The organism is Streptomyces sp. NPDC041713, assembly GCF_055591085.1.
On the sequence record NZ_JBVIZY010000014.1, the window covers coordinates 74,429 to 91,791 of the forward strand.

Annotated in this window: 16 protein-coding genes; 7 read left to right on the forward strand and 9 right to left on the reverse strand. The window is 72.6% G+C overall.

Going from position 1 to position 17,363, the window contains the following annotated elements; all coding sequences use genetic code 11:
* Positions 1–104: 104 nt before the first annotated feature.
* Positions 105–1,229, reverse strand: a complete 1,125-nt coding sequence (locus tag ACZ6CV_RS31750) for a GNAT family N-acetyltransferase (RefSeq protein ID WP_469254602.1) — start codon at positions 1,227–1,229, stop codon at positions 105–107.
* A 1-nt stretch (position 1,230) separates the two neighbouring features.
* The gene (locus tag ACZ6CV_RS31755) at positions 1,231–1,671 is read right to left on the reverse strand and encodes a hypothetical protein (protein WP_469254603.1); all 441 of its coding nucleotides are present in this window, start codon (positions 1,669–1,671) and stop codon (positions 1,231–1,233) included.
* 246 nt (positions 1,672–1,917) lie between these two features.
* Between ACZ6CV_RS31755 and ACZ6CV_RS31760 the strand changes: the two genes are divergently transcribed.
* On the forward strand, positions 1,918–2,739 hold the full coding sequence (locus tag ACZ6CV_RS31760) for an SGNH/GDSL hydrolase family protein (protein ID WP_469254605.1): 822 nt from the start codon (positions 1,918–1,920) through the stop codon (positions 2,737–2,739).
* Positions 2,740–2,753: 14 nt separating this feature from the next.
* Here the strand turns inward: ACZ6CV_RS31760 and ACZ6CV_RS31765 are convergent, their stop codons facing one another.
* Positions 2,754–4,421: a serine/threonine-protein kinase gene (locus tag ACZ6CV_RS31765; RefSeq protein ID WP_469254607.1), complete on the reverse strand. Its 1,668-nt coding sequence runs from the start codon at positions 4,419–4,421 to the stop codon at positions 2,754–2,756.
* Positions 4,422–4,609: 188 nt separating this feature from the next.
* Between ACZ6CV_RS31765 and ACZ6CV_RS31770 the strand changes: the two genes are divergently transcribed.
* Positions 4,610–5,734, forward strand: a complete 1,125-nt coding sequence (locus ACZ6CV_RS31770) for a TolB family protein (protein WP_469254609.1) — start codon at positions 4,610–4,612, stop codon at positions 5,732–5,734.
* A 234-nt stretch (positions 5,735–5,968) separates the two neighbouring features.
* Entirely contained in the window at positions 5,969–6,238 is a 270-nt protein-coding gene (locus tag ACZ6CV_RS31775) for a hypothetical protein (RefSeq protein WP_355810071.1), read from the forward strand.
* 243 nt (positions 6,239–6,481) lie between these two features.
* Here ACZ6CV_RS31775 and ACZ6CV_RS31780 read toward each other — a convergent pair whose 3' ends face one another.
* Positions 6,482–7,258 carry an ABC transporter permease gene (locus tag ACZ6CV_RS31780; protein ID WP_469254611.1) on the reverse strand — a complete coding sequence of 259 codons (777 nt, stop codon included), beginning with the start codon at positions 7,256–7,258 and terminating at the stop codon, positions 6,482–6,484.
* Positions 7,259–7,349: 91 nt separating this feature from the next.
* On the reverse strand, positions 7,350–8,282 hold the full coding sequence (locus ACZ6CV_RS31785) for an ATP-binding cassette domain-containing protein (protein ID WP_469254613.1): 933 nt from the start codon (positions 8,280–8,282) through the stop codon (positions 7,350–7,352).
* 63 nt (positions 8,283–8,345) lie between these two features.
* On the opposite strand from ACZ6CV_RS31785, the gene ACZ6CV_RS31790 reads away from it, so the two are divergent.
* A complete protein-coding gene (locus tag ACZ6CV_RS31790; RefSeq protein WP_469254615.1) occupies positions 8,346–9,077 on the forward strand; it encodes a TetR/AcrR family transcriptional regulator in 732 nt (243 codons plus the stop codon).
* A 51-nt stretch (positions 9,078–9,128) separates the two neighbouring features.
* Here ACZ6CV_RS31790 and ACZ6CV_RS31795 read toward each other — a convergent pair whose 3' ends face one another.
* From ACZ6CV_RS31795 to hmgA, 4 genes are all read right to left on the reverse strand, one after another.
* The gene (locus ACZ6CV_RS31795; RefSeq protein WP_469254616.1) at positions 9,129–10,040 is read right to left on the reverse strand and encodes a glutaminase; all 912 of its coding nucleotides are present in this window, start codon (positions 10,038–10,040) and stop codon (positions 9,129–9,131) included.
* A 151-nt stretch (positions 10,041–10,191) separates the two neighbouring features.
* Positions 10,192–11,400 (reverse strand): type ISP restriction/modification enzyme, encoded by a 1,209-nt coding sequence (locus tag ACZ6CV_RS31800; protein ID WP_469254617.1) that lies wholly within the window; start codon positions 11,398–11,400, stop codon positions 10,192–10,194.
* A 25-nt stretch (positions 11,401–11,425) separates the two neighbouring features.
* Positions 11,426–12,175, reverse strand: a complete 750-nt coding sequence (locus ACZ6CV_RS31805) for a GntR family transcriptional regulator (RefSeq protein ID WP_355810080.1) — start codon at positions 12,173–12,175, stop codon at positions 11,426–11,428.
* 12 nt (positions 12,176–12,187) lie between these two features.
* Positions 12,188–13,537, reverse strand: a complete 1,350-nt coding sequence (gene hmgA, locus ACZ6CV_RS31810) for a homogentisate 1,2-dioxygenase (RefSeq protein ID WP_469254619.1) — start codon at positions 13,535–13,537, stop codon at positions 12,188–12,190.
* A gap of 102 nt (positions 13,538–13,639) precedes the next feature.
* On the opposite strand from hmgA, the gene ACZ6CV_RS31815 reads away from it, so the two are divergent.
* From ACZ6CV_RS31815 to ACZ6CV_RS31825, 3 genes are all read left to right on the forward strand, one after another.
* Positions 13,640–14,284, forward strand: coding sequence for a TetR/AcrR family transcriptional regulator (locus ACZ6CV_RS31815; RefSeq protein ID WP_469254621.1), 645 nt, complete (start codon positions 13,640–13,642; stop codon positions 14,282–14,284).
* Between the two features lie 139 nt (positions 14,285–14,423).
* The gene (locus tag ACZ6CV_RS31820; protein WP_469254622.1) at positions 14,424–15,890 is read left to right on the forward strand and encodes a CitMHS family transporter; all 1,467 of its coding nucleotides are present in this window, start codon (positions 14,424–14,426) and stop codon (positions 15,888–15,890) included.
* The gene (locus tag ACZ6CV_RS31825) at positions 15,890–17,185 is read left to right on the forward strand and encodes an MFS transporter (RefSeq protein ID WP_469254624.1); all 1,296 of its coding nucleotides are present in this window, start codon (positions 15,890–15,892) and stop codon (positions 17,183–17,185) included. Before ACZ6CV_RS31820 ends, ACZ6CV_RS31825 begins: the two co-directional genes overlap by 1 nt.
* The last annotated feature ends 178 nt before the right edge of the window (positions 17,186–17,363 follow it).

The window sequence follows — 17,363 nt, forward strand, 5'->3', positions numbered from 1 at the left end:
GGGCATGACGAAGAGAACTCCGTGCATGCCGAGTGAGCCGAAGATCGCGCGGGACGTGACCCGGCCGTCGAGCCGAGGCCGGTCACGACACCCCCCTGCCGCGCCTATTGCATCGACGTGAAATCGCTTTCCGCGCGTTTTCCGGACCGCATCCTGCCTATGGTCTTGAGCAGTCTGTCGGCCGGTTCGAACAATTCCGGTCTGGATTGCACGGTGTTCCGTATCGCCCGGACCGGAGCACGCCGCGCCCGGTGTCCGAGCGCGACCGGGTGGCGCAGCGCCACCCACCCCTCGGACACGGTGAGTTCGCGTGTCTTGAGGGAATCCTTGTAGGCCTTCTGACCGCGCCCCATGTCCAGGTACGCGATTCCGTCGGCGGCGGCCGCCTCGGCCATGCGCAGATGCAGCACGAGTCCGGGCGAGTACTTCGCGTACGCCGGGTCGTACGCGGGGAACCAGCAGGCGAGGATCCGCTCCGAACGCAGCCCGAAGTGCGCGGCGACCGGCACGTCCGCCACGTACAGGACCGACAGGATCCCGGCGAACGAGGCGGAGCGGGTGTGGAAGAGCCGGCGCACCAGGCCGGTGATCCACGGGCGCGCGAACCGGTCGCCGCGCCCCGTCCTGCGGTACTGCGCCGACTTCCACGCCATCAGCCGGGCGAGGACGGCGGGGTCGCGCTCGTCGTGCACGTAGCGCACCGCGCCGTGGTCCCGGCCGAGCCTGCGCTCCTTGGCCAGCGTCGTTCGGGTGAACTTCGGCGACCGCTCCCGGAGGCCGCCGAGATACTCGGCGTAGCCGCCGTCGACGTCGATCACCGGGGACGCGAAGGTGCCGGAAGCGCCCGCCGCGAACGACGGCTGACCGCCCACCAGGTGATCGAACTCCCACACCGCGAGCCCGCAGCCCCGCACCAGTTCCCGGGCGTCCCAGGTGAAGCCCGGCCGGTGCACGAGCCCCTGGCAGTCGGAGACGCCGATGCCGACGGCCCGGCCGACGCCCGCCACGGACCGCTGGAACGGCAGGAACGCCGCAGGGCCGTTCTCCTCGCGTACGACGGCGATCCGCACCCCGCGTCGTTGGTGCCCGGTGGCGACCGCGAACTCGGGGGAGAGGAAGGGGTTGGCGAGCTCGGGCGCTCCGTCGAGATGGGCCTTGGACTGCCAAGCGGTCCACGCCGCCCGGTCGGCGGAGGTGAGTTCGCCGGGGCGGTGCACGGTGATGTTCACGTCAGGAGGTCCACCTTCGTGCGGTGCGTCGGTGCGGTGCCTTCGTACGGTGCGTTCGTGCGGTCCCTTCGCACGGTGCGAGGGCGCGCCGCCGTACCACTGACGGCAGCAGGATGAGCGAGCTGAGCACGGCGACCGCGACGACACCGCCGCGCACCGACCACAGGTGCAGCGCCAACATCCCCTGCGCCACCAGCATGTCGAGCGCGACGGCCCCGGAGACGGAGGCGACGGCGCGCCCCCACGGCGTCAGTCCCCGCAGCGCCGCGCCGAGCGCGGCGGCCGGCGCGGCGAGGAGGAAGAAGAGGGTGAGGGGCCCGCGCAGCGGCGACTCCAGATCGGCGAGCGCCAGCGTCGCGCCCGCCCCGGCGACGGTGACGCCTGCCCCGGTGAGCAGCGGCGACAGGTCCGTCGTCGGAAGTTTGTTCCCTATGGACTGCATTGGCGACTTTGCCCCCCAGCGCGCCGGATGCCGGGCTTCAATGTCGCGCAGCCGAGATCGGCGCGTCAAGGTGCGGAGGGGGCGTGCAGATGTTCCCCGTCATCACCCGTGAGTGTTGGTGAACTCCCCATGTGGGCAAGTCAGTTGATGAGTGACTCATCGAGGAACTTATTGACATGGACACTATCGGCGACCCGTGCCGCGTGCTACCACGGTCGAGGCAGAAACCCTGCTAAGGGAGGTTCCATGAAATTGTCCCGCATCACGGCATACATGTCCTCGCTCCTCCTCGCGATCGCCTTCGCCCTCACCGGGGCGGCGGCGGCCCACGCGGACCAGTCGGCCGGTCAACGGGCCGCGGCCGGCGGCTATGTGGCCCTCGGCGACTCCTACTCCTCGGGCGTCGGCGCCGGCAACTACGACAGCGGAAGCGGCAACTGCAAGCGCAGCACCCGCGCCTACCCCGCCCTGTGGGCGGCGGCCCATTCACCCGCAAGCTTTAACTTCACCGCCTGCTCGGGTGCTCGTACGGGTGATGTTCTGGCGAACCAGCTCGGCCCGCTCGGCTCCGGCACCGGACTCGTCTCGATCTCCATCGGCGGCAACGACGCGGGATTCGCCGACGTCATGACGACCTGTGTGCTGCAGTCCGAGAGCAACTGCCTGGCGCGCATCGACACGGCCCGCAAGTACGTCGACTCCACCCTCCCCGGCAACCTCGACCGGGTCTACGACGCGATCAGCGCCAAGGCCCCCTCCGCCCACGTCGTCGTCCTCGGCTACCCCCGCTTCTACAAGCTGAGCGGCAGCTGTCTCGCGGGCCTCTCCGAGCGGGAGCGGTCCGCCATCAACAGCGCGTCCGACTACCTCAACGCCGCCACCGAGAAGCGCGCGGCCGACCACGGCTTCACCTTCGGCGACGTCACGTCCGCCTTCTCCGGCCACGAGATCTGTTCGAGCAACTCCTGGCTGCACAGCGTCAACTGGCTGAACATCAGCGAGTCCTACCACCCCACCGCCTCCGGCCAGTCCGGTGGCTACCTGCCCGTCTTCACCTCGGCCGCCTGACCCCCGCCCCCGCCTCACGGCGAGTAGGAGGCTCCGCCCGTCGGGGTCTCCTGCTCGCAGGCCACCGCGTACGCGACCGAGTTCGAGGTGGTCTGCACCGGGCGGCGCACCTGGACGCTGATCGCGTTCTCGTACGTGCCGCCGTCCGGGTCGTACGCCGTCTCGACGTGGTTGACCTGCCGCGTCCTGGCGCCCCCCGAGGGGAACGCGAGCGTCTTCCAGCCGGGATCGGCGGGCTCGCCGGACCGGGTGACCCAGCGGTACTCGACGGTGGCGGGGACGCGCCCCACCGTGAACGTCGCGGTGAACGAGGGCGCCTGACCGGGTGCCGGCGGGCACACCCCCGTATAGCGCGTGTGGGCGCCGGAGACGTACACCTTCACCGTCTGTGCGGGCGGCTTGGTGGTGCCGCTGTGCCCGCCGTTGTTGCCGCTGCCGTTGCCGCCGTTGTGCGTGGAGCCGCCGCCGTTCCCGTCCGAGTCGCCGGTCTTACCGCCCCCGTCCGAGCCGCCGCCCGCACTCGGCGACGCGCTGCTGTCCCCGCCCTGACCGCCCGTGGGCCGGTCGCCGCCGACCTGGGCACCGCCGTTGTCACTCCCGTCGTCGCCGTCGTCCCGGTCGACCAGGGCGTACGTGAGACCGCCCAGGGCGAGCGCCAGAGCGACCACCCCCGCGATCAGGGCCGCCCTCGCGCGACGGGACCGCCGGGGTTCTGCGCCCCCGGTGACGGTGGTGGTGGGCGGGTGCGGGGGAGGGGTGACGGGCAGGGGCGCGGGCGGGGTCGGTTCGTACGGGTGCTGCCCGGCGGTGGCCGTCGGCAGATAGGGGCCCGGGGCCTCCGCGCGCAGCGTGCCGCCCGAGGCGACGGTCCGCAGATCGCGCTCGGCGTCGGCGGCGGACATCCGCTCGTCGGGGTCCTTGCGCAGCAGCCCCTCGATGACCGGGGCGAGCGGCCCGGCGGCGCGGGCGGGCGGCAGCGGTTCGTCCACGACCGCGCGCAGTGTGCTCAGCGGGGTGTCCTGACGGAACGGTGAGCTGCCCTCCACCGCCGCGTACAGCAGGACGCCGAGCGACCACAGGTCCGAGGCGGGTCCTGGCCGGTGCCCCAACGCCCGCTCCGGGGCGAGGAATTCGGGCGACCCGACGACCTCGCCGGTCATCGTCAGCGCCGAACTGCCCTCCACCAGGGCGATGCCGAAGTCGCTGAGGACGACGCGGCCGTCGTTGGCGATCAGTACGTTGCCGGGCTTGACGTCGCGGTGCAGGACCCCGGCGCCGTGAGCGGCGCGCAGGGCGGCGAGGACCTCGGCGCCGATGTGGGCGGCCCGCAGCGGGGGCAGCGCGCCCTCGGCGTCCAGCACGTCGGAGAGCGAGAGGCCGCGCACCATCTCCATGACGATCCACGGGCGGCCGCTGTCGGTGGCGACGTCGTAGACCGTGACCACGTTGCGGTGCGGGATGCGGGCGGCGGCCCAGGCCTCGCGCTCCAGCCGGGCGTACAGCCGGTCGACGTCCCCCGCCGGAAGCCCCGCGGGGGCGCGCACCTCCTTGACGGCCACCTCGCGGCCGAGCACCTCGTCACGGGCCCGCCACACGGTGCCCATGCCGCCCTCGCCCAAGGGGGACAGGAGACGGTAGCGCCCGGCGATCACGCGCTCTGACTGGCTCACGGGTGCCCCCATCCGCAGCAGTGCGATTCTCCACAAAAGTAGCTCAACCGAGCGCGGTTGCGGCCCCCTTGGACATCAATCCACGCAGGCCGGATTCCCGCGTTGACCCCACCACGCCTCCGCGATTGCATGCAGGTGGCCGCTCGCGGGGAACGGGGGGCCTCCGCGAGCTCTCGCGCACCACTGGGGGGAACACGACCATGACCAAGCGCATGACCGGGCGCACGACCAGATCCGCGACGGTGGCCGTCGTGGCCTGTGCGGTCGTGGCGGTGTGGCCGGGCGCCACCGCCACCGCCACCGCCACCGCCTCGGCCGGACCCGCAGCTGGCGCCACCGGCCTCGGTGCCGGTGCCGGTGTCGAGCGGATCAGCGTCGCCACCGACGGCACGCAGGCCGACGACGCCTCCGCCGGCGCCTCGATCACGCCCGACGGACGTCACGTCGTCTTCGCGTCGTCGGCGAAGAACCTCACGTCCGACACGTCGACGGGCGGCGACAAGGTGTTCGTCCGCGACCGGCGGACCGGGCAGACGGGCCGGATCGGCTATCTGACCACGCTGCAGCCCCCGGTGATCAGCGGCGACGGGGAACACGTCGCGTACCCGGTGCAGTGGATGAACGACGTACGCATCCGTCAGTACCAGGTGAGCACCGGGCGGACGATTTCCGCCGACTGTTCCGCGCACAGCTGCAGCCAGCCCTCGCTCGGCGCGGACGGCCGCCACATCGCCCTCGCCATCCGCTTCAAGGCGCCGCTGTCCGGCCAGCGCGTCGAGGTGCAGGACTGGAACACCGGCGCCAAGCAGACCGTCGCCGACCTCTCCCACACCCTCCCGGCCCGGCCCTCCCTCAGCGGTGACGCCCGCCGCCTCGCCTACCAGGACGCTCAGGCGAAGGACGTGTTCGTGTGGGACCGGACCGGCGGCACCGCCTCCGGCCCGATCGAGGGCCCGGCCAAGGCGGCGTCGCTCGTGCAGCTCAGCGACGACGGCGGCAAGGTCGTCTACCTCTCCGGCCCCGACACCTACGTCCACGACATGAGTTCGGGCACCGCCCAGCAGGTGCCGGACGCGCGGGGCGTGGCCATCGACCCCACCGGCCGTTATCTGCTGTACGCCCCGCAGGCCGCGGGCGGGCCCTCGCTGGTCCTGCGCGACCTGCGGACCGGCACCGACGAGACGATCTCGGACCGGCCGGCCACCGCCGGGACCGACGCGGTCAGCGCCGACGGGCGCGACGTGGTCTTCCAGTCCGCGGCCGACGACATCGTGCCCGGCGACACCAACGGCACGTCGGACGTCTTCGTCCGCCACCTCTACTGACGGTACGTGAGATACCCCACGTCACAGCGCCGCCCCGGCGCCCGGAGGGGGGCGATACCGCCCCCCTCTCGCGCCGTATGTCCAACTCGCCCTGGAATCACTCGTATTCGGAGAGTAACCGTCAACCTCCTTGTGGGGAAGGTGAATCCTGCGACCGGGATACACGTGTGTCATGAGGGAGCGATAGGGTTAACCTGCCCTGGGCCGGGTGCCCTCGTACGGGTGGGGAGTGACATGGAACAGATAACGGTGCGCAGCAGGGCGCGTGTCCCTGCGATCACTTGTGGCAGCAGCGCGAGCAGTTCGCGTCTCGACCGTCATCTCTCGGTGCTGGGCGGCCCCGCCGTCCCGCAGCGCGAGTCGCACGAGGCGACGCTGCTGATGCGTGAGCTGACCTCACGTGACGCCGCGCACGCCCGCAGCAGCAGGGGTGTCCGAGTGAGCCGAGTCTCGCTCTTCGCGCCACTGCGCAGGCTGCGGCGCTCGCTGTTCGGCGGACGCTGACCGCGGGTGGTCCCCGGGACGGAACCGCCGCTCCGCGGCGGATCTTTCCCACCCACCCCGCTCCACCCCGTCACCTGTCACCACCAAACCCACAACCCCCCTGCCCCAAAGCTCCGTTGAAACCATCGGGTTTCAGCCACGCCGCAACCGACCGCCGGGCCCCTCGGCCCACACTCCCCCGAGAGGCCCGCGGTCGAGCCGACGCGACCGGAGTGACCGGCGGCCCGGCCGCCCCTCTCAGCGCTAGCCCCGGGCGTACCGGCGGACGGCGAGCGGCACACACAGCGCGAGCAGCGCGAGCGACCACATGACCGATCCCGCCACGGGGTGTGCGACCGGCCAGGCCGCGTCTGCCGGCACCGATGCGTTGCCGAACAGATCGCGGAGCGCCGTCGCCACCGCGCTGATCGGATTCCACTCCGCGACGAGGCGCAGCCAGGACGGCAGCCCGTCGGTCGGGAGGTACGCGCTCGACAGCAGCGGCAGCATGAACGTGGCGCTGCCCAGCTGACCCGCCGCCTCCTCGCTCCGCGAGACGAGCCCGAGCAGGATCCCGATCCAGGTCGTCGCGAACCGGAAGAGCGCCAGCAGCCCGAACGCACCGGCCGCGGCGACCGGCCCGCCCTCGATCCGCCATCCCATCGCGAGCCCCACGAGCACCAGCGGCACCAGCCCGGCCGTCGTGATCAGCAGATCGGCCAGCGCCTGCCCGAGCGGCACCGCCGCCCGGCTCATCGGCAGCGTCCGCAACCGGTCCGTCACCCCGCGGTGGGTGTCCTGGGCGGCGGTGAACATGCCGGTCATGACGCCATTGGCGGCGGTCGCGACGAGCATCCCGGGGACGAGGAACGCCCGGTAGTCGGCGCCGGGCATCGCCAGGGCGCCGCCGAGCACGTAGCCGAAGAAGAGCAGGAACACGACGGGCATCGTCTGCGTCATGATGGCGATCGCGGGCGCGTGCCGGGTGCGCCGCAGATGCCGCCCGAGCACGGCGGTGCCGTCGTACAGGATGGCGCTCATGGGTGGGACCTCCGGGAGTGAAGGGGGGATGAGGGAGTGGCCGGGGTGAGGGAGCGGGCGCCGGCGGGCCGGGCGGCCCGGGGCGTGCGGCTCAGGCGGTGAGCCGCAGGAAGACGTCGTCCAGTGAGGGCCGTCGCAGGCTCGCGTCCACGACGGGGACGCCCGCCGCGTCCAGTTCGCGGACGAGCCGGGGGAGCGTGAGGCCCGGATCGCGGGCGAGCACGCCGACGGTGCGGGCCGCCGCGTCGAGCACCGGCTCCGCCCCCGTCAGCCGGTCCAGCACCGCGGCGGCGGCGGACAGCGCAGCGTCCGGGGCGACGACGACCTCCGCGTAGTTCCCGATCTGCGCCTTCAGCTCGGCGGGCGTGCCCCGATGCGCCGCCCGGCCCTCGTCGATCAGCACGATGTCGTCGGCCAGTTGGTCGGCCTCCTCCAGGTACTGGGTGGTCAGGAGGACGGTCGTCCCCTCGGACGCGAGCTCGCGCACGGCTTCCCAGATACCGTTCCTGCTGTGCGGGTCGAGCCCGGTGGTGGGCTCGTCGAGGAAGAGCACGGCGGGCCGGGTGATCAGGCTCGCCGCGAGATCGAGCCGGCGCCGCATCCCGCCCGAGTACGTGCGGGCCGGGCGCCCGGCGGCCCCGGTGAGGCCGAACCGCTCCAGGAGCTCGTCGGCGCGCCCGCGCGGCGCGCGCAGGAGCCGGCCGAAGAGCCGCAGGTTCTCCCGGCCCGTCAGATCGCCGTCGACCGACGCGTACTGCCCGGTGACGCCGATGCTCCGGCGCACCGCCGCCGGCTCCCGCACCACGTCGTGCCCGGCGACCCGTGCGGTCCCCGCGTCCGGTGTCCGCAGGGTGGCGAGCACCCGGACCGCGGTGGTCTTGCCTGCGCCGTTCGGTCCGAGCAGCCCGCACACGGTGCCCTCGGCGACGGCGAGATCCAGGCCCCGCAACGCGTGCACGGGCGTCCGGCCCGAACCGAAGCGGCACTCCAGACCCTCACTAAGTACGGCGTACGTAAAAGTCATGGCCGCACGGTACCTCACTACGTACGCCGTACGTAACTAACATGGTGGGCGAGGTGATGATCCATGGCGGGCCGAGCGGCCACCCCCGAAGTGATCTGGGCGCGCCCCGAGCGTGCGGGCCGCGGCCCCAAGCCCGCGTACAGCAGGGCCGACATCGCGAAGGCGGCGGTCCGTATCGCCGACGCGGACGGCATCGACGCGGTCTCGATGCGGCGCGTGGCGGATGAGCTGGGCTGCGGGACCATGTCGCTGTACAACTACGTGCCGCGCAAGGAAGACCTCTACGAGCTGATGGTCGACGCGGTCAGCGGTGAGTACGACCTGTCGGACGAGGCCGTGGGCGGCGACTGGCACGCGGAGATGTTCGCCCTCGGACGCCAGACCCGGGGGCTCCTGCACCGTCACCCGTGGATGGTGCGCGTCATGTCCACCGTCCACGGCTTCAGCCCGAACGCGCTGCGCTACCTGGAGCATTGCCTCGGGATCCTGGAGGGCCTCGACGTGCCCTACGGCACGAAGATGGAGCTCATCGCGATGGTCAACGGCACGGCGCTGACGTCCGTGGCGAACGAGATCGCCGTCGCCGAGCGCACCCGGGGTCTGCCGTGGACGGCGGAGGAGGAGCGGGAGGTGCGATACGCCTATCTGGCCGGGCAGTTGGCGGACGGGACGTATCCGCGGCTTTCCGCGATGCTGACGGAGGGGCCGCCGCCCGGCGACGCGGCGGACAGCTTCGAGCGGGCGCTCGGCCGGCTGCTGGACTCGTACCGCCCGACCGGTTCACGGCCCGCCTGATCCCAGCAGAAGGGCCTCTGCCGAGAAGGCCCCTGATCCGGACAGCGGGCTCTAGAACACCGACCAGCCCGTCACCGTAGTGAAGTGGTCGAGTGCCGCCACGCCCGCTACGGAGTTGCCGTACGAGTCCAGGCTCGGGCTCCACACGCACAGGGTGCAGCGGCCCGGGATCACCGCGACGATGCCGCCGCCGACGCCGCTCTTGCCGGGGAGGCCGACCCGGTAGGCGAAGCTGCCCGCCGCGTCGTACGTCCCGCAGGTGAGCATCACCGCGTTGACCTGCTTCGCCTCGCGCGGGGGCAGCAGGCGCGTGCCGTTGCCGCGCAGCCCGTGCCGGGCCAGGAAGGCGGCCGCGAGGGCGAGGTCGCGGCAGCTCATCCGGATCGCGCACTGCCGGAAGTAGTGTTCGAGCACCGTGGCCACGGGGTTGTCGAGGTTGCCGTAGCTCGCCATGAAGTGTGCGAGGGCGGCGTTGCGGTCGCCGTGCTCGGCCTCGGACGCGGCCACCACCGGATCGAAGGCGAGGTCCGGGTTGCCGCTCTCGGCGCGCAGGAACTCCAGCATCGTGGTGCCGGCGTCCCCGGTGAGCGTCTGCAGCCGGTCCGTGACGACCAGCGCGCCGGCGTTGATGAAGGGATTGCGCGGGATGCCGTTCTCGTACTCGAGCTGGACGAGCGAGTTGAAGGGGTTGCCGGACGGTTCCGTGCCGACCCGGTCCCAGATCCGGTCGCCGCCCTCCGCGAGGACGAGCGCGAGGCTGAAGGCCTTGGAGATGGACTGCACGGAGAACGGCTCCTGCCAGTCCCCGACGCCGTACACCTCACCGTCGACGTCGGCGACCGCGATGCCGAAGCGCTCCGCGTCCACGTCCGCGAGCGCCGGGATGTACTGGGCCACCTGGCCGCGGCCCACCAGCGGCCGGGCGAAGGCGGCGACTTCTTCGAGTACGGCCTGGTAGTCCACAACCTGAGCTTCCTGTTCGTCCCACGCGGCCGTTGCGTCCCGAAAAGACGCTGGTCAGGGGATATGTCGCCGGCCGCGGCCACAGAATAACGCCCCGGCCACCCGCCGCCGTCGCACGGCCCGAGCGGGCCGCACGGGCCACCCACGCCCCTCAGAGCAGGGCGAACTGCCCCTCCGGCCCCTCTTCGCGGTGGTCCAGGACCGACGCGGGCCGGCGCGCGCCCTCAGGCACGGGCAGGACACCCGCCCGGCGCAGCCCGCCCTCGGTGAGGGGCGCGCCGAGCGCCGAACGCAGCTCCTCCTGGCGCGGGGCGAGCTCCGCCGCCAGCGCCAACACCGTGATGAGTTCGAGCAGTTCGGACGTCCACGGCTGGGGCCAGGTCGCCGGCCGGATCGCCTCCAGGGTGCCCGCGTCGGCCGCCTCGGTGCGCAGGGCGAACCACCGCTCGACGATCCGCACGCCGCTCACCTCGTACTCCCAGGCCTCCCTCGGCACCGGCGAGATGACGCCCTCGTCCCCGACCAGGAGCACCTCCTCGTCGGCGTCGTACGCGAGGGTGCGCGGACGGGCGGGGAGCGGCGAACGGACGTACGGCCTGCGTCCGCCCGGCAGTTTCGGCCGGTCGCCACTGCCGTTGCCGCGCAGCTGCAGCCGGAGCAGTTGCCGCCCGAGCTGCACGCCCCGCGCCCAGACGTCGGTGTCGTAGGTGAGCGGCACGCGGCAGCCGGCCGGTGAGCCGGTCCCGGCCGCCAGCACCCAGGCGAGCAGTGCGGGCGCCGTCACGTCCTGCCCGAGCGTGTCCGAGAGGTGCGCGAGCAGCCCGGGCGTCACATTGGGCTCAAGCCCACCGGGGCGGCGGAACAGCGGCCTGATGCGGCCCGGCCGCCCGGCCGGTGAGCGGCCGTCCGGCAGCACCGCGCAGGCGAGGACGGCGGGCCCCGCGGCGCCCGGGACATGGCCCTGTTCGACGGCGAAGAGCTGGCCCTCGCCCGCGACCCGCCACAGCTCGGGACGGGCGACGTCGAGGAGCCGGTGGTCGGGGATCAGCCACTGTTCGTCGTACGGGCCGTGCAGTACGCGCACGGGTTCGGGGCAGGGGCCGCTCTCGCGGGCCAGCCGGCCGGTGCCGCCGGGGTGGCCGGGGAGCTGGGCGACCGCGGTGTGCAGGGTGCGGGCGCGGGTGGGGCGGAACAGGGTCTCGCGGTCCTGGCCCGCCGCGCGCACGAGTGCGTCCCAACGGGCCTTCAGGGATGCGGAGTCCGGGCCCATCGGCCACCCGCGGCCCGGCCGGAGCGGTGCGACGGACCACGGCATGAGGTCCGCCAACAGCGGCGCTTCGTCGTGCGTCACGTCCGGCATCGTACGACGGGAGCGGCCGGCCCCGTCACGTCGCGTCGAGCGTGACCGAGAAGGAGAAGCGGTCGCCGCGGTAGTGGATGCGGGCCACGTCCAGGGTCCTGCCGTGCTCGTCGTAGGTGACGCCCGTGTAGTGCAGGATCGGGCTGAGCAGCGGCACTTCGAGCAGCCGTGCGGTCTCCGGGTCGGCGAGGGTGGCCTCGACGGTGTCGGTGATCCGGCTGATGCGGACGCCCACCACGTCGCGCAGCACCTTCGTCATCGGCCAGCGCACCAGGTCCTCGCCCTCGATGCGGGCGGCCAGTTCGGGACGGATGTAGTTGCGCGCGTGGTTGGTCGGCTCGCCCGTCTTCTCGTCGCGGCGCAGCCGGTGGTACGTCGCCACCTCCGCCGAGTCCGGGAAGTGCTCGGCGAGTTCGGCGGGGAGCGGGACCGTGCCGTGGTCGAGGAGCCGGGTGGTCATGCCCGACTGCTGGGCCACGATCGCGTCGACCGAGCCCAGCAGCCGGACCGGGGTGCCGCGCCGGGCGCTCGGCTCGATGAAGGTGCCGCGCCGCCGGTGCCGGGTGATCAGCCCCTCGTCCTCCAGCTCCTTGAGCGCCTGCCGCATGGTCAGCACGCTCACCCCGTAGTGCCCCGCCAACTGCTCCTCGGTGGGCAGCCGGAGCGGGGCGTCGGGGGAGCGCCCCAGTATCGAGGCGCGCAACGACTGCGACACCTGATACCAGAGCGGCAGCTTCCGATTCAGGACGATCGAGTCCGGGGCGAATGCGGTCACGGTCTCTCCGAGTCAGTCACGGAAGTGGCGCTCCAGACCCTGCCACACGTCGTCGTAGTCGCGCTGCAGGTGGGACGCGGTCGCCGCCTGCTCGGTCGCCGTCACCGGCCAGCGCGTCTCGAACATGAAGGCGAGGCCGTCGTCGATCTTCTGCGGGCGCAGCTCGGCCGCGGACGCCTTCTCGAAGGTCTCGCGGTCGGGGCCGTGCGCGGACATCATGTTGTGCAGCGAACCGCCGCCGGGCACGAAGCCCTCTGCCTTCGCGTCGTACGCGCCCTCGATCAGGCCCATGTACTCGCTCATCACGTTCCGGTGGAAGTACGGCGGCCGGAAGGTGTCCTCGCCCACCAGCCAGCGCGGCGCGAAGACGACGAAGTCGACGCCGGCGAGGCCGGGGGTGTCGGACGGCGAGGTGAGCACCGTGAAGATCGACGGGTCCGGGTGGTCGTAGCTGATCGAGCCGATGACGTTGAAGCGGTGCAAATCGTAGACGTACGGGACGTGGTTGCCGTGCCAGGCGACCACGTCGAGCGGCGAGTGGTCGTACGTCGCCCGCCAGAGGTTGCCGCAGAACTTGTTCACCACCTCCACCGGTTCCTCGACGTCCTCGTACGCGGCGACCGGCGCCCGGAAGTCCCGGGCGTTCGCCAGGCCGTTGGCGCCGATCGGGCCCAGGTCGGGGAGCTGGAAAGGCGCCCCGTAGTTCTCGCACACGTATCCCCGGGCGCTCGCGTCGAGGAGCTCCACGCGGAAGCGCACGCCGCGCGGGATCAGCGCGACCTCTCCGGGCTCCGCGTGCAGCAGGCCGAACTCGGTGCGCAGGAGCAGTCCGCCGTGCTCGGGCACGACGAGCAGTTCGCCGTCCGCGTCGCTGAACACCCGGCCCGTCATCGAGGAGTTGGCGTGGTAGAGGTGAATGCCCATGCCGGTGCGCTGGGTCGCGTCGCCGTTGCCGCCGAGCGTCCACAGGCCCGCGAGGAAGTCCGTGCCGGGGGCGGGCTCGGGGAGCGGGTTCCAGCGCAGCCGGTTGGGGTCGGGCACCGACTCGGCGAAGGGGGCGGTGCGCAGCGCGCCGTTGTCGACGCGCGTGAACCGGGGGTGCGCGGCCGAGGGGCGGATGCGGTAGAGCCAGGAGCGCCGGTTGTGCGCGCGGGGCTCGGTGAACGCCGAGCCGCTCAGCTGCTCGGCGTAGAGCCCGAGGGGGGCGCGCTGGGGGGAGTTGCGGCCGTGCGGCAGGGCGCCGGGCACGGCTTCGGAGCTGTGTTCGTTGCCGAAGCCGGAGAGGTAGGCCAGCCCCTCGGCGCTCTTGCGTGCGTCGCTCGCGTCCGCTCGGTCCGCGTTGCCTGCGTGGTCCCCGGTCATCGCACCGCTCCCTCATCAGTGATTCCTATGGGACACCGTAGGATTGACTTTTTCCTTCCGCAAGAGGAAGCGGGAAGGTGAGCGATGCTCTACTGTCCCGGAATGCCCCACCCGAACCCGCCCGAGGACCCGCGACCCGGCCCGCCGTCCCCGGCCTCCATGCGCCGCGTCCCCGTACAGGAACGCAGCGCCGAACGGCTGACCCGGATCCTCGACGCCTGCGCCGCCGTCCTGGACGAGGTCGGCTACGAGGGCCTCACCACCCGCGCCGTCGCCCGGCGCGCCGGCGTCCCGATCGGCTCGGTCTACCGCTTCTTCGGCAACAAGCGCGCCCTCGTCGACGCCCTCGCCCACCGCAACCTCGACGCCTACGCGCAGCGCGTGACCGAGCGCGTCGCCGCCGTCGGGCGCGGCGACTGGCGCGGCGCCGTCGACGCGGCCTTCGACGAGTACCTGGCGATGATGCGCACGGTCCCCGGCTTCGGCCTCGTCGACTTCGGCGTCCCCTGCGCGCCCGAGGCGATGCCCGACGCCAACGTCCAGGTCGCCGAACGGGTGGCGGCGCTGCTCGCCGTCCACCTGGACCGCCCGCTCGACGCGGAGTTGCGCCGCACGATGCTGGTCGGCGTCGAGGCGGTCGACGCGGTCCTCCAGCTGGCCTTCCGCGCCGCACCGTCGGGCGACGCGGCCCTCGTCGACGAGGCGCGGAAGCTGCTGCACGCGTACTTGGGGCGGTCCCTGGACTGAGTGGGCACCCGGCCGTGACCAGGAGTTTTGCGCTTATTGCTCGCGCGTCAACATCTTGTTAACGCCGGAGAGCGGGTCCTAACGTCGTCCGGACCGCCAGACCTGGTGGGAGTTCGATGGTGAACGTGAGGTAGCCCCCATGCTGACAATCCTCGGATTCGTCATGATCGCCACCTTCCTGGTGCTGATCATGATGAAGAAGATGTCGCCGATCGCGGCCCTGGTGCTGATCCCCGCACTCTTCTGCGTGTTCGTCGGGAAGGGGGCCCACCTCGGGGACTACGTCCTCGACGGCGTCGGCAATCTGGCGCCCACCGCGGCCATGCTCATGTTCGCCATCGTGTACTTCGGCGTCATGATCGACGTCGGCCTGTTCGACCCGATCGTCCGGGGCATCCTGCGCTTCTGCAAGGCCGACCCGGTGCGCATCGTGATCGGCACCGCCGTGCTCGCCGCGATCGTCTCGCTCGACGGCGACGGCTCGACCACCTTCATGATCACGGTGTCGGCGATGTATCCGCTCTACCGGCGCCTGAAGATGAGCCTCGTCGTGATGACCGGCGTCGCCGCGACCGCCAACGGCGTCATGAACACGCTGCCCTGGGGCGGCCCCACGGCCCGCGCCGCGACCGCGCTCAAGGTCGACGCGACCGACATCTTCGTCCCCATGATCCCGGCGCTCGCCGTGGGCCTGGTCGCGGTCTTCGTCCTCGCGTACGCCTTGGGTCTGCGCGAGCGCAGGCGGCTCGGCGTCCTGTCGCTCGACGAGGTCCTGGAGAAGGAGACCGCCGACGAGACGGTGCTGGTCGGCGCGGGCACCGCGGGCGGCGGCGAGGGGCGTACGTCGCTCACGAAGAAGCCCGCCGGGCTCGCCACGAAGCCCGCCACCGGCTCGGGCTCCGGCTCCGGCACCGACGCGGACGCCCCCGAGGGCCGGCCGGGCGCCGAGGACGGCGACGACGGGTTCCAGGGACTCGACCCGCACCGCGCCACGCTGCGCCCCAAGCTCTACTGGTTCAACGCCGCCCTCACCGTCCTGCTGCTCACCGCCATGATCATGGAGTGGCTGCCGATCCCGGTCCTCTTCCTGCTCGGCGCCGCGCTCGCCCTCACCGTCAACTACCCGCACATGCCCGACCAGAAGGCCCGGGTCGCCGCCCACGCGGAGAACGTCCTCAACGTCACCGGCATGGTCTTCGCCGCCGCCGTCTTCACCGGAGTGCTCACCGGCACCGGCATGGTCGACCACATGGCCGACTGGCTCGTCGGCGCCATCCCCGAGGGCATGGGCCCGCAGATGGGCCTGGTGACCGGCCTGCTCTCCATCCCGCTCACCTACTTCATGTCCAACGACGGCTTCTACTTCGGCGTCCTGCCGGTCCTCGCCGAGGCGGGCCAGGCCCACGGCGTCTCCACCCTGGAGATCGCCCGCGCCTCCATCGCCGGACAGGCGCTGCACATGTCGAGCCCGCTGGTGCCCGCCGTGTACGTCCTCGTCGGCATGGCCAAGGTCGAGTTCGGCGACCACACCAAGTTCACCGTCAAATGGGCCGTGCTCACCTCGCTGGTGGTCCTCGGCGCCGGAATCCTCTTCGGCATCATCTGATGCCGACCGCGTCATCCGGACCGGCTCCAGGCTCAGGGTCGGGGTCGGGGTCGGGGTCCGGGCCCGGTGCCAGGGGCTGGCTGCTGCGCCTCGTCATCGCCTTCGGCTTCGCGCAGGGGGCGGTGTCGATGGCGCGGCCCGCCGTCTCCTACCGGGCGCTCGCGCTGGGCGCCGACGAGCGGGCCGTCGGCGTCATCGCGGGCGTCTACGCCCTGCTGCCGCTCTTCGCCGCCGTACCGCTCGGCCGCCGGACGGACCACGGGCGGTGCGCGCCGCTGCTGCCGCTCGGCGTCGTCCTGATCGCCGGCGGCTGCGCCCTGAGCGGTACGGCGGGTTCGCTCGCCGCGATGGCCGCCTGGAGCGGCGTGATGGGCCTCGGTCACCTCTGCTTCGTGATCGGCGCCCAGTCGATCGTGGCCCGGCAGTCCGCGCCGGCCGAACAGGACCGCAACTTCGGCCACTTCACCATCGGCGCCTCCCTCGGCCAGCTGATCGGGCCGATCGCCGCGGGCGCCCTGATCGGTGCCGACACCGGCCGTACGAGCGCCCTCGCACTGGTCGTCGCGGCGGGGGTCGCGGCCGTCTCGCTCACCTCGCTGTGGCGCATCGAGCGGCGGCGGACGGGGCCCGCGCCGGAGCGGGCGGTGCGCGTCCCGGTCCTCGGCATCCTGCGCACCCGGGGCGTGCCCGCGGGCATCTTCATCAGCCTCGCCGTGCTCTCCGCCACGGACATCCTCACCGCCTACCTCCCGGTGGTCGGCGAACACCGCGGCATCGCCCCCGCCACGGTCGGCCTGCTGCTCTCGTTGCGGGCCGCCGCCACGATCGCCTGCCGGCTCGTGATGACGCCGATGATCCGCCGCCTCGGCCGCGGCGCACTGCTTGCCGGCACCTGTCTGCTCGGCGGGCTGCTGTGCGCGGCCATGGCGCTGCCCGTCCCGGTCTGGGGCCTGGCTGTGATGCTCGCCGCGCTCGGCTTCTGCCTCGGCGTCGGCCAGCCGCTCTCCATGACGACCGTCGTCCAGGCGGCCCCCGACGGCGCCCGCTCGACGGCCCTGGCCCTGCGCCTCACCGGCAACCGCCTCGGCCAGGTCGCGGCCCCCGCGTCGGCGGGCCTGGTGGCGGGGGTCGCCGGAGTGGCGGCACCGTTCGTGATGCTGGGCGGGCTGCTGCTGGTGGGGGCAGGGCTGGGTCTGCGCGGGCTTCCCGGGGGCGGGGGCGGTCCGCCGGGGGCGGGGGAGGACGGGGCCGGCCGAACGGGTCACCGAGACAAGCGAGTTGTCGGGCGTTCCTGAGTCGTGGGAGGCCAGTACGGACGCGGTTCGAGCCCGGTACGGCCCCGGTTCGAGCCCAGTACGGGCCCAGTACGGGCCCGGTTCGAGCCCGGTACGGGTCCACTACGAGCCCACTACGGGCCCGGTACGGGCCCACCACGGGCCTACCACGGGCCCAGTACGGACGCGGTTCGACCCG

Excerpts from the sequence above, each read along its gene's own strand:
- ACZ6CV_RS31755 (WP_469254603.1), bottom strand. The coding sequence starts at position 1,671 with ATGCAGTCCATAGGGAACAAACTTCCGACGACGGACCTGTCGCCGCTG.
- ACZ6CV_RS31760 (WP_469254605.1), top strand. The coding sequence starts at position 1,918 with ATGAAATTGTCCCGCATCACGGCATACATGTCCTCGCTCCTCCTCGCG.
- ACZ6CV_RS31765 (WP_469254607.1), bottom strand. The coding sequence starts at position 4,421 with ATGGGGGCACCCGTGAGCCAGTCAGAGCGCGTGATCGCCGGGCGCTAC.
- ACZ6CV_RS31770 (WP_469254609.1), top strand. The coding sequence starts at position 4,610 with ATGACCAAGCGCATGACCGGGCGCACGACCAGATCCGCGACGGTGGCC.
- ACZ6CV_RS31775 (WP_355810071.1), top strand. The coding sequence starts at position 5,969 with ATGGAACAGATAACGGTGCGCAGCAGGGCGCGTGTCCCTGCGATCACT.
- ACZ6CV_RS31780 (WP_469254611.1), bottom strand. The coding sequence starts at position 7,258 with ATGAGCGCCATCCTGTACGACGGCACCGCCGTGCTCGGGCGGCATCTG.
- ACZ6CV_RS31785 (WP_469254613.1), bottom strand. The coding sequence starts at position 8,282 with ATGACTTTTACGTACGCCGTACTTAGTGAGGGTCTGGAGTGCCGCTTC.
- ACZ6CV_RS31790 (WP_469254615.1), top strand. The coding sequence starts at position 8,346 with ATGGCGGGCCGAGCGGCCACCCCCGAAGTGATCTGGGCGCGCCCCGAG.
- ACZ6CV_RS31800 (WP_469254617.1), bottom strand. The coding sequence starts at position 11,400 with ATGCCGGACGTGACGCACGACGAAGCGCCGCTGTTGGCGGACCTCATG.
- hmgA (WP_469254619.1), bottom strand. The coding sequence starts at position 13,537 with ATGACCGGGGACCACGCAGGCAACGCGGACCGAGCGGACGCGAGCGAC.
- ACZ6CV_RS31815 (WP_469254621.1), top strand. The coding sequence starts at position 13,640 with ATGCCCCACCCGAACCCGCCCGAGGACCCGCGACCCGGCCCGCCGTCC.
- ACZ6CV_RS31820 (WP_469254622.1), top strand. The coding sequence starts at position 14,424 with ATGCTGACAATCCTCGGATTCGTCATGATCGCCACCTTCCTGGTGCTG.
- ACZ6CV_RS31825 (WP_469254624.1), top strand. The coding sequence starts at position 15,890 with ATGCCGACCGCGTCATCCGGACCGGCTCCAGGCTCAGGGTCGGGGTCG.